The sequence below is a fragment of the Gemmatimonadota bacterium genome, assembly GCA_016719105.1.
Taxonomy (GTDB): Bacteria; Gemmatimonadota; Gemmatimonadetes; order Gemmatimonadales; family Gemmatimonadaceae; genus SCN-70-22.
In genome coordinates, this window is record JADKAQ010000004.1 from 392006 (window position 1) to 407402 (window position 15397).

Here is a 15397-nt window from a genome sequence, read left to right on the forward strand (position 1 = left end):
ATAGGCGCCACGACACGGCGCTGGAGGGACGACCGGAACCGGACGAATCGCGACATCGAGTTCTGCACCGAAAGGAAGGGACAAGCGGACGGCACCGTCTGGCGCCCCCCGCAATCGATCAGGAGTGCGGCGCGGCCGCCATCAGCCGGGCCACCAGCGCCACGGGGATCGCGCCGTACGAAAGGAACGTGTCGTGGAACGCGCGGAGCGCGAACGATTCCCCGCGTCGTGCATGCTCCCGCTGGCGCAGGGCGTGGATCTGCGACGTGCCTAACCAGTACATCAGCGCCGTCCCGGGGAACATCGAGTTCTTCACCGCCTCGCCGTGCGCCGCCGCGGCGGGCATCCCCACCTGGTCGACGTACAGCGACACCGCCTCCTCGAAGCTGCGCATCCCGCAATGGAACTCCAGGTCCACCAGCGCGCGCGCCAACATGCGCACCCGCGTCTGCTGCTCCGACACCCGCTCTTCCGGCGTCAGGAAGCCGCACTCGTCCATGAGGTCGGTCGCGTAGCACGCCCACCCCTCGGCCATCGTCCCGCCAAGGAACATCGCAATGCGTGAGGCGCAGTCGACGGCGGCAATGCGCCCGACCTGAAGCGGGGCGCGCGCCCCCTTCCGGTTCTGCACGTGATGCCCAAGCGCGCCGTGATGCACGACATGGTTGAGCTTGATCACGCTGTCGTTCCACCCCCGCAGGTGACGCTCCAGCGCCTCACCCGCCAGCCCCTCGATAGGCGCCACGACGTAGTCGTGCACCGCCGGCCACTCCAGCGGCGCCGGCGATCGGTAGAACAGGTAGTAGAGCGACGGGGCCGCCTGACGAGTCGCCTCGGGGTAGGGGACGAAGCGGATGGGCGCCTCGGGCCAGGTCACGAGCCCTCGTCCGGCGGAGAGCGCGTAGCACGCGTCCCACGTCCGCTGGAAGGCGCCGTAGTACTCGTCAGGCGTCGGGTGCGCGGCGGCCAGGCGCTCCTGCACGGCGACGAGCCCAGCCGGGTCGATCGCCCGCGCCATCTCGTCCAGCCTCTGGCGCTCGGCGGCGAACGCGTCGCGCACCTCGGCGAGCAGGTCGTCGACGGAGCGCGTGCACCAGTGGCCGCGCCGCACCAGCAGGTCGAGCAGGTCACGCCCGCACGCGCGCGCGGGCACGGCATCGCGCGCCAGCCCCGCCACTTCGGCGGCGAACGCCTCGACGGCGCCTAACGCCATGTCCGCCTCACGCCGCAGCGCGTCGCGCAGCTCCTCGGGGAGCTCGGGTGCGGCGCGCCACTGGTCGAGCCCGGCGCCGAGCAGCGACCGCGCGCCGTCGCACTCCTTGAGCGCCTTGTCGGCCCACGTCGACGGCACCGGCGCTTCGGCCACCACGGCCAGCGCCGTCGCCAGGAAGCGCGGGAGCTGCGACAGCCGGGCGCGCACCATGCGCGCGCGCTGCTCCACCGGCGCAAAGTCGCGGATCATCAGTGCGATGATCGCGAACGTCGCCTCCCCGATCACCAGCGACGGATTCCCCCGTTGGAACTGCCGCCCGTCGAGCTCCGCGAGCTGGATCTCGAGAAAGGAATCGGCCAGCGCCCGATCGATCGCGTCCCAATCGCGCGCGGCGATCGCGCCCTCGAGCGCCTCCCCGACGGGCGCCGTCAGCTGCACCCGCTGTGAGCGCATCTGCGACTGTAGCCGCGCCACTCCCGCCGGCGACCAATCCGGCAACCGATGGTCATGCGCGTGCATGCCGGTGAACGTCGCATTCACCGGCCGGGCGGCGTAGTACGCGTCGAGAAAGGCCGCCATCGCCTCCCCCGGTGGCGGCGTGACGGGAGCCGCCTGTAACGGGGTGACGCGCGCGGCCTCGCCGCGCGCGTATTCGTCTTCCCGTCTTCTCGTCTTCTCGTCTTCTCCCACGATACGTGGACCTACCGCGGCAGCGGCAACGACACCCACCGACGCTCGCGAAATGACGCTTCCACGCCGTTGATCACTTCCTGCACCCGCGCCCCATCCATGAAGCTCCCTTCGTTCTCATCGCCGTCGGAGAGGATCTCCCCGATGAACGACGCCGTGAGGTTGGCGTAGAAGAGCGTGCGCCACGACTCCTCCTTCGTCCCGCCCGGCGGGTAGAACTCGGGCGGGACCGGGATCTCCTTGAACTCCACGTCGTTCGGCTTGGCGGCCTTGAGCGACTCGCACACGCCGAACTCCTCGACCAGGCGGCAGATCAAGGCCCCCTCGCTCCCGTAGATGCGCGCCTCGATCCCGGGATAGTTCCCCACGGTCACGAATGAGGTCTGGATGGAGCCTAACGCGCCATTGGCAAACTCGCCGATGAAGATGTCGCCGTCGTCGATGTTCATCCGCATCACGCGCCCCGTGGCGCGCACCATCCGCTCGGGGATGAAGTTGCGCATCGTCCCGACCACTTCCTTGTAGTCGGCGCCCACGGCCCAGGCCCCGATGTCGATGATCGGCGCGCCGTACCCCTCGAGCGACGACACCTGCAGCACCGACTGGTCGGCGTCCACGTCCACCTGGCGCAGCGGGTTCATCGGATCGAGCCACTGCGAGTTCTGCTCGTAGCCGTTGAAGATGAACGGCGTCCCGATGAACCCCGTGTCGATGAGGTGCTTCATGTACCGCATGGCCGGCGCATAACGAAACGTGAAGCCGAGCTTCGTCTTGAGCCCCTTGGACTTCGCCAGCTCGGCCGCGCGGATCGTGTCGCGGAAGTCGAAGGCCACCGGCTTCTCGCACAGCACGTGCTTCCCCGCCTCCAGCGCGGCCCACGACAGCTCGAAGTGCGTCGCCGATGGCGTGCACACGTCGATCAGGTCGATATCCTCGCGCGCCAGCACCTCGCGATGATCGCTGTACACGCTCGGGATCCCGAACTCCGCCGCCAGCGCCTCGGCCATGTGGCGCTGCGGGTCGCAGATGGCGACGACCTCGCACCGCGCATCGCGCTTGAAGCCGGGGATGTGCGCGAGTCGCGCCCATGCGCCGGCGCCGAGGACTGCCACGCGCACGGTGCGCGCGGAATCGTTGCTCTGTGCTGCCACGTCGTTCCTTGCCGTCGGCCGTTCAGGTGGAAAGCGTACGAACGGCGGCGAATGTACGTGGCGTCATCGAGGGGAGCCAGCGCGAACCGGCCCGACTCCCCATGCGCGGTCGCGCGACTCGCTAGGCGGCGTCGACGCGCGTCACGCGGTCGGCTGCTTCGGCCCGACCCGGGAGGCGATCGGCCGAAGGCTCGGCGATGAGGCGCATCACGTGCGCGCGTTGCAGGTAATAGAGCCACCCGCCGTACAGCGCGGCGGTGAGCAACACGACGCCGCGCGCGACCGAGGCACCGTGCCCCGCATGGAAGCCACGGACCCCCTCGCCCAACAGGGCGGCCGTGCTCCCCCACGACAGCAGTCGCGGGAGCGCCCGCCGATAGCTCGGCACGATACGACCGCGGAACTCGGCCACCATGTAGCCCAGCAGCGTGAACGAGGCGACCTGCTCGAGGAAGCGCAGGATCTCGACCTTGGTCCACTCCGACGCGACCCCTGGGAATCCGGCTCCGATCTGCCACGATGCGGTTCCGCCCAACAGCGGCGCGAGCGTGAGCAGCACCATGTACGCGGCATAGGCAGGAGCCGCCGACATCAGCAGCGGTACCTCGAATCGACGGTTGGCCGAGGTGGGGATGAACTCACGCGTCCCCTGGATCAACGCCAGCGCCGCGACCACTACCGAGCCGCCGATCACGATCGCCGGCCGCATCGGCAGCGACGGAAAGGTCCCGGCCATGAACCAGATCGCGGCCCCCACGGCGGTGGCCCGCGCCCCCAGCGCTCGCGCCGGGCCGAAGTGATACCGTTGCATCCCCCCCAGCAGCGACGCGCCGAAGACGCCGAGTAGCAGCGCGAGGATTCCCCGCTCGATCTCACTCCCCGAGGCGAGCGAGTTGAGCCAGAGAAGCGGCACGAGCAGGTAGACGAGCCCCATCAGCGGCAGTTCGAGCGAGAGCCGACCGATGAGCGCCCCGTCGACCTTGGCCTTCGGGGCCACGCGCTCGAAGGCGATGGCGCCCAGCCAGGCCCCGACCGCGTTGGTCGCCACGTCGAGCACCGAGGTGTAGCGCTCCATTTCGAACAGCTGCGCCGATTCGATCGCCATGCTCAACAGCGCCCCCACCCACAGGACGGTGAGCGTGGAGTGCCGGAACCCCTCCCGCCGAGCCAGCTGGAAGAGGAAGCCCAGGGGGAGGAAGAGGAGGACGTTGGCGACGATGTCGACCGCGCCGCCTGTGAACATGATGCGCCAGCGCGACGGCCAGTCGAACTGGAACGGGAGGAGGGTGATGATCAGCGTCACCCCCATCATGTAGGCGAGGAGGGCTACGCCGAGCCGTGCACCCGTGCCGCGGGTACCACGAACGCCGGGGTGCGACGCCTCACGTCCTGACGGCACCCCAACGACGAACGGGGGTGTGCCGTTGGGCTTTGGCAAGGAGTCATCACCGGGACCCGAAGGGCGCGGCGAGATGTTTGAGGTGTTGGACCGAAGTATGCTCACATCCGACAGCTGGAAGGTCGGGGGTGAGTATCGGCACTTCGCCCCCGAACACCGTGCAGCGATTTCGCCTTCGTCCGAGCATGCGGCGACGTGGGCGGTCGCGAGGCGAAATGCGGTACGGTCGAGAAGGCGATTGTGGGAGGCGGACTCTGCCGATCTCCTTGCCAGACTGAGGCTTGCGCGATCTCATTTGGGCAGAATTTTCCGTTTGTGGTGAACACGGTGACGTACTAGAATGGCTCTCGCAGGCAACGTGATGACTCCGTCGTCCGGTACGATCTCCGACTTACCGGCCAAGGAACGAACGACGGTCGCGCTGGCGACGTCGGTGGCGTTTCTGGTCGTGTTCGCCGATCCGCTCATCAACACGATGCGGACCTGGTGGTCGGATCCCGAGGCCGGGCATGGTCTGCTGTTGGCGCCGCTGGCCCTCTGGCTGGCATGGCAGCGCGGTCGAGCGGCGAACGCCAAGCCGCTCCCGCTGGTAGGCGTGGCAATGCTGGTGATGGCCGTCGTGTTCCGATACGTGTCGGCACTGGCGGCGGAGGCCTTTGTGGGCCGGGCGTCGATGTTCCTGGCGCTCGCGGGGCTGGTGGTGTGGGGGTGGGGAGTTCGCCAACTCATGCATTGGTGGCTGCCCGTGGCGCTTCTGGCGCTGTCGGTGCCGCTCCCTGACATGGTGATGGGCGCGCTGGCCCTCCCGCTGCAGTTCAAGGCATCACAGATGGGCGCGGCGATGCTCGCCACTCGGGGCATCCCCGTGCATCTCGACGGCAACGTGATTCGTCTGCCCGGGCACGACCTGTTCGTGACCGAGGCATGCAGTGGACTTCGCTCGCTGACGGCGCTCCTGAGTCTCGGGGTCTTGTTAGGCGGGCTGCTCCTGAAGAAGCCGGCGTCGCGCGTCGCCATCGTGGCGTTGTCGATTCCAGTGGCGGTGGTGGTGAACGGGGTGCGGGTGTTCATCACCGGGTTTCTGGTCGCCTTCGTCGATCCGAAGCTCGCCGAGGGATTCTCGCACATGACGGAGGGGTGGCTCCTCTTTCTCGTGGCCTTTGCCATCCTGGGGGCGATCACTTGGGTGGTGCTGGCGATCGAGGAGCGGGCGGTGAGCCGTGCAACGGCGAGCGTGGCCCATGAGTGAGCGCGCGTGGCGTGGATGGCGTGTGTATCTACCGGCCATGATTCTCGCGGTCGGTGCGGTGTTGCTGGCGGGGGCACGGCGACAGGAGGTCGCCACGCTTCCGGGACCGCTGGAGAAGATCCCGCTCGAGTTTGCGGGATTTGCAGGCGAGAGTCGGACGATCGGCGAGGATGAGCGTCGGGTCGCGGGGATGTCGGACTATGTCTTCCGCATTTTCGGGGCACCGGACGACTCCACCAAGGCGTTCTCGATCTACGTTGGATACTACGAGTCGCAGGCGACCGGGCGAACGATCCACTCGCCCAAGAACTGCCTCCCGGGGGCCGGGTGGCAGACGGTCGAGTCGGGGACGCGCATTGTGCAGGTGCAAGGCAAGTCGGTGACCGTGAACCGGTACATCCTGGCAAACGGTCCGATGCAGGCGATGGTGTACTACTGGTATCAGGGGCGCGGTCGCGTGGCCTGGAACGAGTACGCCGTCAAGTGGGACCTGTTGCGCGACGCGGCAACGCGTGGGCGGACAGAGGAGGCGCTGGTGCGGATCATGGTACCGATCCCGCCATCGAAGCAGTTCAATGCAACGGAATGGAAGGAGAGACAGGCACACGCCGACGACCTCGCGTCGCGTGTGGCGGCCGGGTTGGTTCCCGTCGTGGAGCAGGCGCTCCCGCGGTGGGCCGGTCCAGTCACCTAGACGAGGTCACCATCCCTGGCCTGGGAAGGAGAACGTGAAAGCGATGAAGAAGTTCGCCATGACGTCGCTCGTGCTCTCGCTGGCAGTCGGTAGCCTCGCGAGCACCCCGGCAGTGGCGTCGGCACAGAACAAGGGGAAGGCAGCCAAGAACCTCCCCGCTTCCACGACCGTGAAGGTCGGGAACGGGAACGGGCTGCAGCGAGTGACCGTGACGGTGCTCGGCGCCTTGCAGGCGCTCACCGGCACGCAGCTCTACTTCTTCCCCGATCCGTTCGACCCGGTGACCGGTCAGTTTGCCCCGCACAAGCGCGTGGCGATCGGACCGTCGGCGTTCGGGGATGGGTCGGCGACCTGGGTCGCCGGCAGCAACTCCACGACGCTCGGGCTCTTCAAGGCGGGACAGCCGCTCATCTTTGGGATGCTGCTCCCGAATAACACCTGGTACTACTCGGGCGCCGTCGCCAGGCCGCAGGCTATCGGGCTTCAGGCGGTGAACGGGGCAGTACCCAGCGCGTTCGCGGGGCAGTATGCCGGGGGCGATGCCTACGCGTGGAGAGCGGAACTGGGGAAGGGACAGTTCTCGGAAGTCCTGTTCACCACCAGTCAGGCGACGGTCACCCCGGAGCCGGCTACGATGACGCTGCTCGGTCTCGGACTGGCCGGACTCGGCGGCATCCGGGCGCGGCGCCGTCGCAAGGCGTAACGTCGCACCGGCTGTTCGATCGGCAGTTCGATCGGCAGTACGTAGGGTAGAAAGAACGGCAACTCGCCAACGGACGGGCGCAGCCAACTGGCTGCGCCCGTTCGCGTTGCGGGGGGGCGCCGTCGGCGGGGCCACGAGCGGACCCCGGAGCGCACGGCGGAGCGTCGGGGGTGCTCAGGGTTGGGCGCGACGCGCCGATACTCCTCAGTGGAGAACCCCGTCGGGGCGCGCGATGCGTCCCGGACGCCGGGGTTCGGAATGCCCTTGGTCGATCCAGACATGCCTCCACACTCCCACTCGAGAGGGCGCGCGCACGCGCCCCGCGCCGTGCTCGCCTTCGTGGCGTTCCTCGCCCCGCTTGCCCTGACCGGCTGCGGGAAGAAGGAGGTCGTCGAGGCCCCGTCACCGGGCTCCCTCGTGCTCGTGCAGGGGAACAACCAGCAGGTGCAGGGCGGTGCCGAGCTTCCCAACCCGGTCATCATTCGGGTGCTCGGGACCGACGGCAATCCGGTGGCCAAGATTCCGGTCGGCTTCTCGGTGGTGCAGGGCGGTGGATCGGTGAGTCCCGGGAGTGCCCCCAGCGACGAGAACGGCGAAGTGAAGGTGAAGTGGACGGTGGGGCCCAACGAAGTCGCGCAGATGCTGCGCGCCACGGTCCCCGGCGTCGAGGCGGTGAACGTCATCGCCCTCGCCCTCCTTCCATCGGACATCATCGTGGCGCAGGGGAACAACCAGATCGCCAAGGCCGGGGCGGCGCTCCCCAACCCGATCGTGATACGCATCGTGGGGCCCGGCAACGTCCCAATGAAGGGGATCGCCGTCGCCTTCCAGGTCGTCAGCGGCGGCGGACTCATCTCGCCGCAGTCCGGGCTCACCAACGCGCTCGGTGAGGTCACGGCGCGCTGGACGCTGGGTGGCACCGCCGGAACCAACACGCTCGCGGTGTCCAGCGGCTCGCTGCAGCCGCTGTCGATGCTGGCGGTGGGGCAATAGCCCACCGCGGTTCTGCTCGCACCGGAACCATGCACGGGCGCGCCTTGTGGCGCGCCCGTGCTGCTTTCAGCGGGTCACGCCGACGTCCCCGCGCGCGCGTCCCACGCGTCGCGTGCCCGGAGGATCACGGCCGGATCATCGGAGATGATGCCGCGCGCCCCGAGTTGCCAGAGCGCGTGCGCGGTGGGGGCGTCGTTCACCGTCCAGACGTGGAGCGGAACTCCGGCGGGGCGCGCCGCCCTGACGAGCGCGCCTAACGGGACCGGAATGTGCTCATGCACTTGCGGCAGCGACATGAGCTGAAACGGGAGCGCTCGGAAGCGCCAACCCAGCAGGGCGGGGAGGCATCGCCGCGCGATCGCTGCGGTCGACGCCCCGGTCGCGATGCGGCTTCCGGAAAAGGGCGCGACGGCACGCTGGTCGAACGACGCCACGACGCAGCGCCCAGTAGCCTGCAGCCGTTCGATCACCGCCCGTGTCCCGGCCGATGCCTCGACGGTCTTGATCTCGATGAGCACCGGTATGTCGGGGAGGGCGAGCAGGACCTCTTCGAGCGTCGAGATCCCGATCCCGCGCCCACGATACGGAAAGGTGCGCCCGCCATCGGTCGTGAACGTCGCCCCTGCATCGAACGCGCGCAGTTCGGCGAGCGTGAGCGCGGCGACTTCTCCCGCGCTGCCCGTCGTGCGCGCGACCGTGGCGTCATGAAAGACGACGATCGCCCCATCACGCGTGCGTCGCACGTCGAACTCCAGCGCGTCGACGCCGAGGGCGACGGCCTGCCGGAACGACTCCAGCGTGTTTTCCGGGGCATGCGCGCAGTTGCCGCGATGCCCGATGACGGGGCGGGCGCGCAGGTCGAGGAGGGGGTTCAAGGGGCGGAAGACGGGAAGACGGGAAGACGAGAATACGAGTGAAAGCTACCGCAATCGCGGGCACGCAGGTGCGGGCCTCCTTCGCCGTCCACCGCGCCCCCCTTACCCGTTCTCACGTCTTCCCGTCTTCCCGTCTTCCCCCTAAGACACGAACGCCCGGGAGCCAGAGGCCCCCGGGCGTTCGCGATGGTCTGCCCTTCTAGAAGCTGTACTGCAACCGCGTCACCACCATGCGCCCGATCTGCGGGGAGCCGGGGAAGGAGCGGATCTTCTTGTCCAGGATGTTGGTGCCGTTCACCGACCAGAGGACTTCCTTGGCGCCGAACGGGAGGCGGTAGTTGAAGCCGATGTCGAAGAGATTGCTGGTCGGCACACCGTCGTACACGTAGAACTGCGTCGACCCGGGGCGCTGGAAGCGAATGTCGCGGCCGGAGACGTCGGGACCCGAGGCGTACACGCCCGAGTTGACCGGGTACGCGGCCATGTAGCGCCAGCGGAACTCCATCCCGTACTTGTTGGGCTCATCGCGGAGCTTCATGGTCAGCGACGCCTTGCCGTCCGGCGCGTTGAGCATGAGCGGCGACGAGTTGGAGCTCACGATGTCGCTGAAGATCAGGTCGCTCACCCAGCTGTACGTGCCAGCGAGGGTGATGTACTCGTTGGCGACGTAGTCCACCGCCATGTCGACGCCCTTGACCGTGATCTCCTTGTTGGTGCTGGAGGTGTAGGTCGCGTAGACGTCGGTGCCGTTGGCGAACGTGCCGTTGTTGAACTGCACGATGCCGACGGGGAGTGAGGCCGCCGCCGTCGCGATCTGCGGGGCGATCTGCTGCGCGGCCGCCGCGGCCTGCGCCGCCGGGACGCCGGCCTGGATCAGGATCTGCGCGATGTTGGGGCCGAGGAAGGCGCCCAGCTGCTGGCCGTTGAAGAAGACGTTCGGCGTGGCGATGCCGGCGGGGTTCCCGACGTCACCGCGCTTCTGCACCCAGCCGTCGACCGCCAGGCGCAGCTTGTTGCCGATGATCCCCTTGTAGCCGATCTCGTACGTCTTGTTGTACGACGCGTCGAGCGCGCCGATGTCGGCCAGGTTCCCCCCCTGGATGTCGCGGGCAGGGTTGGTGGCCTGGTTGAGGTAGGCGACGCGGCTTCCCACCTGGTTGTCCGTCGGCTGCAAGTTGCCAAGCCCGTTCACCAGCGCCGTGGCCAGCTGGGCGCCGAGCGACGGCGTGAGCAGCGCGATGAGGTTCGGGCGGAGCCCGGCGATGACGCCGCGATACACGCCGGCCGACGACGAGGCGACCCAGTCGTTGCCGCCGGTGAAGCGCGACTTCATGCACAGCCCGCCGTTGAGCGTGCCGCACGAACGATTGAAGTTCCACCCCGACTTGGGCGGGTTGCCCAGCGCGCGGATGTTGTAGCCCGAGTTGCCGATGTTGCGCGCCTGGATGAGGTCCAGGAAGTACGAGAAGTTGGCCGGCGTCGAGAACGCGCGGTTGTACGTCGCACGGAAATTGTGCGTCTCGCTCGGCTTGAAGACGACCGCGACGCGCGGCGACGTCTGGTAGCCGTCGATGAGCGAGTTGTGGTCGAGGCGCAGCGCCGCGATGAGGTCGAACTTGCTCGTGAGGTTGGTGGTGGACTGGATGTAGCCGCCCACCTCCGTCACGTCATCGATCTCCTCGTTGCGCCCGTTGATCGTGCCGCCGGTGCGCGGGTTGGTCTTGATCCAGTCGAGCCCATACACGAAGTCCTGCTTCTTGCCGAGCGACAGCCCGTGCTGCAGCTGGGCGGCAAAGACGCGCGACTGATCGACGATCGGCTGGCCGGAACGCAGGAGGTACGTGCCGGTCGTGGAGAGCGAGTCGTCGTTGCCGGCGTCGCTCAGGTTGGCGAAGACCTGTCCGAACAGGCGCCCGATGCGCGCGCGCTGCTGGAGGCTCTTGTACGTCCAGTTCTTGATCTGCGACGTGCCGTTGGCGCCGGTGAGTTCGAGACCGCTGCCCACGTCGGTATACCCGAGCGTCGTCACGAACTCGGCGTTCTCCGACGGACGAACGTCGAGGCGCGCCTCGGAGGTGAAGCGGCGCAGGTTGAAGTCACGGATGTTCGGCTTTCCCGCGCGCGCGGCCGGGGCCTGGGCGGGGAAGACGTCGGGCTCACCCGGATCGAAGTTGGGGAGGATGTTCCCCAGCGTGTCGCGCGCCGAGGCGCTGCTCCAGTCGGTGGCGCTGAAGTACTCGCCCGAGAGCTTGTAGGCGACCTTCGGGGTGATGACGCCCGCGTGACGCAGCGAGCCGCGCCACAGGTTGCGCGTCCCGCCATCGACCGTCATCGTCGTCCCCTGCGAGGAAAACGGCGACTTGGTGATGACATGCAACACGCCGTTTGCCGAGTTGGGGCCGTAGAGCGCCGAGGCGGGGCCGAGCAGCACTTCGATGCGCTCGACGTCCTCGTTGGTCCCCGTCATCAGGAAGGGAACGTTCACGCGCAGCGACGGGACGCCGGCGAACTTGTAGTCCTGCAGCATCAGGATCGAGCCCGAGAACGCGTTGTTGAAGCCGCGCGCCACGACGTTGCTCTGGGCGATGCCGCCCTGGTTCACGTCGACCCCGGGGACGCCGCGCACGTGATCGGTCACCGTGACCGATGTGCGCTCCTGGATGTCGCGCACGTCCACGACGGAGACCGACGCTGGCGCCGCCAGCACCTTCTCGGGACGACGCGAGGCGGTCGTGACCACCGGATTGAGCTCGGTGGCGAATTCCTTCATGGTGACGTCGACGGTGGCGCTGCCGCCGGCCGTGACCGTCACCCCTTCGGTGCGAACCAACTGGTAGCCGATGCGCGTCGCGACGACGGCGTACGTCCCCGCCGCCACGTTGGCGACGCGGTACGTCCCGTCTTCGCGCGAGAGCACCGACGCCGCCATCTGCCCGCTGGCATTGATGGCTTGCACGCGCACTCCGCTGAGCGGCGCGCCGCCGTCGTTGGTCACCTTGCCGCCGATGGAGCCGCCCTGCGCAAGCGCGGGGCGCGCCGCGAGGGCCAGGCAACACAGGACGGCGAATCGACGAACTCGAGTAGCGAACATCAACACCTCGGTGGGGTTGGTGTAAATGGTCTGTCAAGACGCCCCGAAGATAGGGCTCGACCTCGACCGTTCGCCATATCCCATTCCCCCTGATTTCGCATGGATCGCCTCGCACGCGTCCCCGCGTGGCGCCGCGCCTCTTGGCCCGCCACGCCCTGCCATTCGCACGAGGGGGAGCCTTGCGAACCGGTCGCACCTAGGCGACTCATCCACGCATGAAGCGTTCGCACCGACTCCCCTCGCGAGGACTGCGTCCGCGCCATGCGCCTGTCGACCTCCCCCGGCGGGCGGTGACACGTGTCGTCGGGCGGCTGCTCGCGATTGCTGCCTGCGTGCTCCCGCTTTCTTCGGCCGCGCGGGCGCAGCAGTCGAGCGCTCCGGCGCCTTCACCCGTGGTCCGGACGCTGATGGGCGACATCGCCCTCGTCATGCGCCTCGATGGGGAGGGGACGCTCGCCCTTGGTGCCGCCGGGCCCCGGCGAACGCTCTCGCTCAGCGTGCGGGCCTCCGACGCACGTCGGTGGGCCGATTCGGCCGCGCGATTGCTCGTGCCGCCACCGCGCCCGCGCCGCGGGCGGGGCACGACCCCTAAGGACAGTGTGCCGTCCGTGCAACGGGCGCGCGCCATCCTCGAGGAGCCTGGCGTCGGGGCAGGGAGCTTCGTCCTCACCCGCGTCGATAGCGCAGGGACGCGCTCCTTCCTGCTCTTCATCGACGACGCCGAACTCGATCCGCTGCGTCAGCTGCTGGAGCCGTCGGAGGCCTCCACGCTCGTACGCCTCGTGCGGAAGGCGGCGACGCCGCCCAAGGCTGTGAAAGCCAAACCGTCGAAGGCTGCAAAGAAGACGGCGAAGGCGAAATCACCAGCCGCAACGAAGCCGGGGGCGGGCGCTACCGCTCGCCCCCTCCCGACGCGCCCCGCGCGCCCATGACCTGCCGCAGCTTCTCGCGCGCCTCCAGCGCGTCGGGATCGCCCGGGGCGAATTCCAGTCCGGCGTTGACCTCCTCCAGCGCGCGCGTGAGCTCCCCGCGCGAGGCGAGGATGCGCGCCAGGTAGAAGTGCGCGACGGGAAGTGACGGATCGCTCGCCACCGCCCGCTCGTACGCGTCCTGGGCCTCCGCCGCCTTCCCTTGTTCGAAGTAGATGTTGCCCAGGTTGAACCAGGCGAGCGGTTCGTGCGCGTTCAGCTGCAACGCCCGACGGTACGCCGCTTCGGCCCCCGCCTTGTCCCCCTGCGACGAGAGCGCGATCCCGAGGTTCACCTGCGCCAGGGGCTGTCGCGGCTCGAGCTCGAGGCTTCGGCGCAGGCTGACCACCGCGTCGGCGAATCCGCCCGACTGGGACTGCGAGACCCCGAGGTTGAGGTGCAGGCGCGGGTTTTCCGGCTCGATCTCGAGCGCCTTGCGGTAGATGCGCACCGCGGTCCCGGCGTCGCCACGCGTGCGCGCCACGTCGGCAAACCATCCCAACACGAGCGTCCAGCGCGCGCGCACACGCGCCTCGTCGGCGCCGAGGGTGCGCAGCTGCGTCGCCAGTCGACGGCGCACACCGGAGCGGTCGCCGGCGGCCAGGTGCAACGATGCCAGCGCCGTGGCGCGCACGTCGAGGTCGGGATGGCGGCCGAGCGCGTCGAGCCGGTCGATCACCCCGCGCTCCAGGTCGGGCATGTCGGCCGCGAGGAACTGCTCGGCAAACTGTGCGATGCCGGCGTAGAGGGCCGCGGTGTGCCGTTCGCCGGGCCGCAGCACCAGCGCCGCCGCCTCCGTGCGGCTGGTCATGCCGGGGAGGCGTTGCGCGGCGGCGATGGCCGGCGCAACGGGCTTGAGCTCCCCGTACCAGCGCCGCACCTGCTGGTCGAGCGCGTCCTCGCTCTGGTCTGTGTGGCACCCCTTGCACGCGCTGGTGATCCCCGCGGCGCCGTCGGCGGCGGGGCGGGGGATCGGGATGGCGTGGTCGGAGCGAGCGTAGCGGAGCGTCGTCCCCACCTCGGGTTCCTGCAGGTAGGGCATGTGACAGCTCACGCAGCGGCTCCCCTCCGAGGCGGGGGCGTGTCGCGTGTGGAGCGTGGGAGCGGCCGCCTTGGCCTGGTGGCACGACGTGCACTGCCGGTCGTCGAACCGCCCGGGGATCGCTTCCCCCGTCACGGTACGATACCCCTGCGAGTGCGGGTCGTGACACGAGGTGCAGGTCATCCCCCCGTTCACATAGCAGTCGGAGTACAGGTGCCCCTGCTGGTAGGCGAAGGTCCGCACGCGGCCGTCGGCCAGGTGCGCCCGATCCCCCAACTGCGGCGTGCGTAGCGCGTAATACGCCTCCAGCGACTCTCCCGGGAGATACCCACCGCGCAGCCGGTCCTTGAGCGCGTGGCAGCTCCAGCAGGTCTCGAGCGAGCCGTCCTTGGAGCGCGTGGCCAGCGCGGACATTCCCGTCTCGCCAGATGCAATCGCGGCCGCATCCTTCACCAGCGCCACATGGCGCCGGCCGGGCCCGTGGCACGATTCGCAGTTGATCGACAGCGCGGTGAAGCGCGTGCGCACCCGCGACGCCGCCGAGTCCAGCGAGACCGCGATCTGGCTCCCGTGGCACGACTGGCAGTTGGTGTAGCGCACCTCGTCGCCCAGGACACGGATCGGGGGCCAGTCCCCGCACTCGGCGAGCGACATCGATGGCGTGATCGGTTGCCACCCCTTCCCGCCGCGCGCCTCGGTGTTGCAGAACCACTTCCCGTCGATGCGATGGAAGTCAAACGGGAGAAAGCGCCACGTTCCATCGGGGAACTTCGAGACGAAGCCCTGCGTGCCGCCCCCCACCATGTGCCCGCGCCCGATGACGCCGTCCACGGTGAAGACCCGCTCGGCACGCCCCTGCTGACGCACCACGAAGCGATATGCCCCCGCCGACGCCGTGGCCAGCACCTCGGCGTCGCGAAAGCGGATCGGCGCCCCGTTGAAGGCCGCGATGATCGTCGCGGGTGACGGCGCTCCCCCTGCGGTGCCGTGCGTCGAGCGGCGCCAGACGTCGAACTCGGCACGGTGGCAGTCGGCGCAGGCGTCAGAGCCGAGGAAGTCGTCGGAGGTGACGCTGGCGGCGGTGAGGCGGGCGGTCGGGGGAGGGAGCGCCTCGCGCGAGGCGCCGGCCCCCTCCGCGTCGCCCACGTCCCCAGACCACGGCCGGAAGACGACGAGGAGCGCGGCGATCGCCAGCGCCACCACGATCGCCAGCAGGAGCCAGAGGCGCGAGCGGGGGAATCGGGGGGGGAGCGGGGTGACCGGCGTCTCGGACGGAGGGCCGCTCCGCCCCCCCTTTCCGCTCCCCTTTCCCTTGGGCGGGCGCGCCAT

At 69.0% G+C, this 15397-nt stretch carries 11 protein-coding genes; 5 read left to right on the forward strand and 6 right to left on the reverse strand.

Features of this window, described 5'->3' with window-relative positions:
• Positions 1–118 precede the first annotated feature (118 nt).
• The 3 genes from IPN47_09720 to IPN47_09730 all read right to left on the reverse strand — a co-directional run bounded on the left by IPN47_09720 (position 119) and on the right by IPN47_09730 (position 4453).
• Positions 119–1903 carry a DUF885 family protein gene (locus tag IPN47_09720; GenBank protein ID MBK9408314.1) on the reverse strand — a complete coding sequence of 595 codons (1785 nt, stop codon included), beginning with the start codon at positions 1901–1903 and terminating at the stop codon, positions 119–121.
• Between the two features lie 11 nt (positions 1904–1914).
• A complete protein-coding gene (locus IPN47_09725) occupies positions 1915–3054 on the reverse strand; it encodes a Gfo/Idh/MocA family oxidoreductase (protein ID MBK9408315.1) in 1140 nt (379 codons plus the stop codon).
• 121 nt (positions 3055–3175) lie between these two features.
• Positions 3176–4453, reverse strand: a complete 1278-nt coding sequence (locus IPN47_09730) for a VanZ family protein (GenBank protein ID MBK9408316.1) — start codon at positions 4451–4453, stop codon at positions 3176–3178.
• 361 nt (positions 4454–4814) lie between these two features.
• Here IPN47_09730 and xrt point away from each other — a divergent pair, with 361 nt between their 5' ends.
• The 4 genes from xrt (at position 4815) to IPN47_09750 (ending at position 8092) form a co-directional block, all read left to right on the forward strand.
• On the forward strand, positions 4815–5702 hold the full coding sequence (gene xrt / locus IPN47_09735) for an exosortase (GenBank protein MBK9408317.1): 888 nt from the start codon (positions 4815–4817) through the stop codon (positions 5700–5702).
• A gap of 37 nt (positions 5703–5739) precedes the next feature.
• Entirely contained in the window at positions 5740–6396 is a 657-nt protein-coding gene (gene epsI / locus IPN47_09740; protein MBK9408318.1) for an EpsI family protein, read from the forward strand.
• Positions 6397–6439: 43 nt separating this feature from the next.
• The gene (locus IPN47_09745) at positions 6440–7099 is read left to right on the forward strand and encodes a PEP-CTERM sorting domain-containing protein (GenBank protein MBK9408319.1); all 660 of its coding nucleotides are present in this window, start codon (positions 6440–6442) and stop codon (positions 7097–7099) included.
• Positions 7100–7378: 279 nt separating this feature from the next.
• A complete protein-coding gene (locus tag IPN47_09750) occupies positions 7379–8092 on the forward strand; it encodes an Ig-like domain-containing protein (GenBank protein MBK9408320.1) in 714 nt (237 codons plus the stop codon).
• A gap of 74 nt (positions 8093–8166) precedes the next feature.
• Here IPN47_09750 and IPN47_09755 read toward each other — a convergent pair whose 3' ends face one another.
• Both IPN47_09755 and IPN47_09760 read right to left on the reverse strand, forming a co-directional pair.
• Positions 8167–8967, reverse strand: a complete 801-nt coding sequence (locus IPN47_09755) for a glycerophosphodiester phosphodiesterase (protein MBK9408321.1) — start codon at positions 8965–8967, stop codon at positions 8167–8169.
• A 199-nt stretch (positions 8968–9166) separates the two neighbouring features.
• Positions 9167–12058, reverse strand: coding sequence for a TonB-dependent receptor (locus IPN47_09760; protein MBK9408322.1), 2892 nt, complete (start codon positions 12056–12058; stop codon positions 9167–9169).
• Positions 12059–12273: 215 nt separating this feature from the next.
• Here IPN47_09760 and IPN47_09765 point away from each other — a divergent pair, with 215 nt between their 5' ends.
• A complete protein-coding gene (locus tag IPN47_09765; GenBank protein ID MBK9408323.1) occupies positions 12274–12990 on the forward strand; it encodes a hypothetical protein in 717 nt (238 codons plus the stop codon).
• On the opposite strand, the gene IPN47_09770 is transcribed toward IPN47_09765, so the two are convergent.
• A complete protein-coding gene (locus IPN47_09770; GenBank protein ID MBK9408324.1) occupies positions 12950–15397 on the reverse strand; it encodes an ammonia-forming cytochrome c nitrite reductase subunit c552 in 2448 nt (815 codons plus the stop codon). The two genes, IPN47_09765 and IPN47_09770, sit on opposite strands and share 41 nt — an antisense overlap.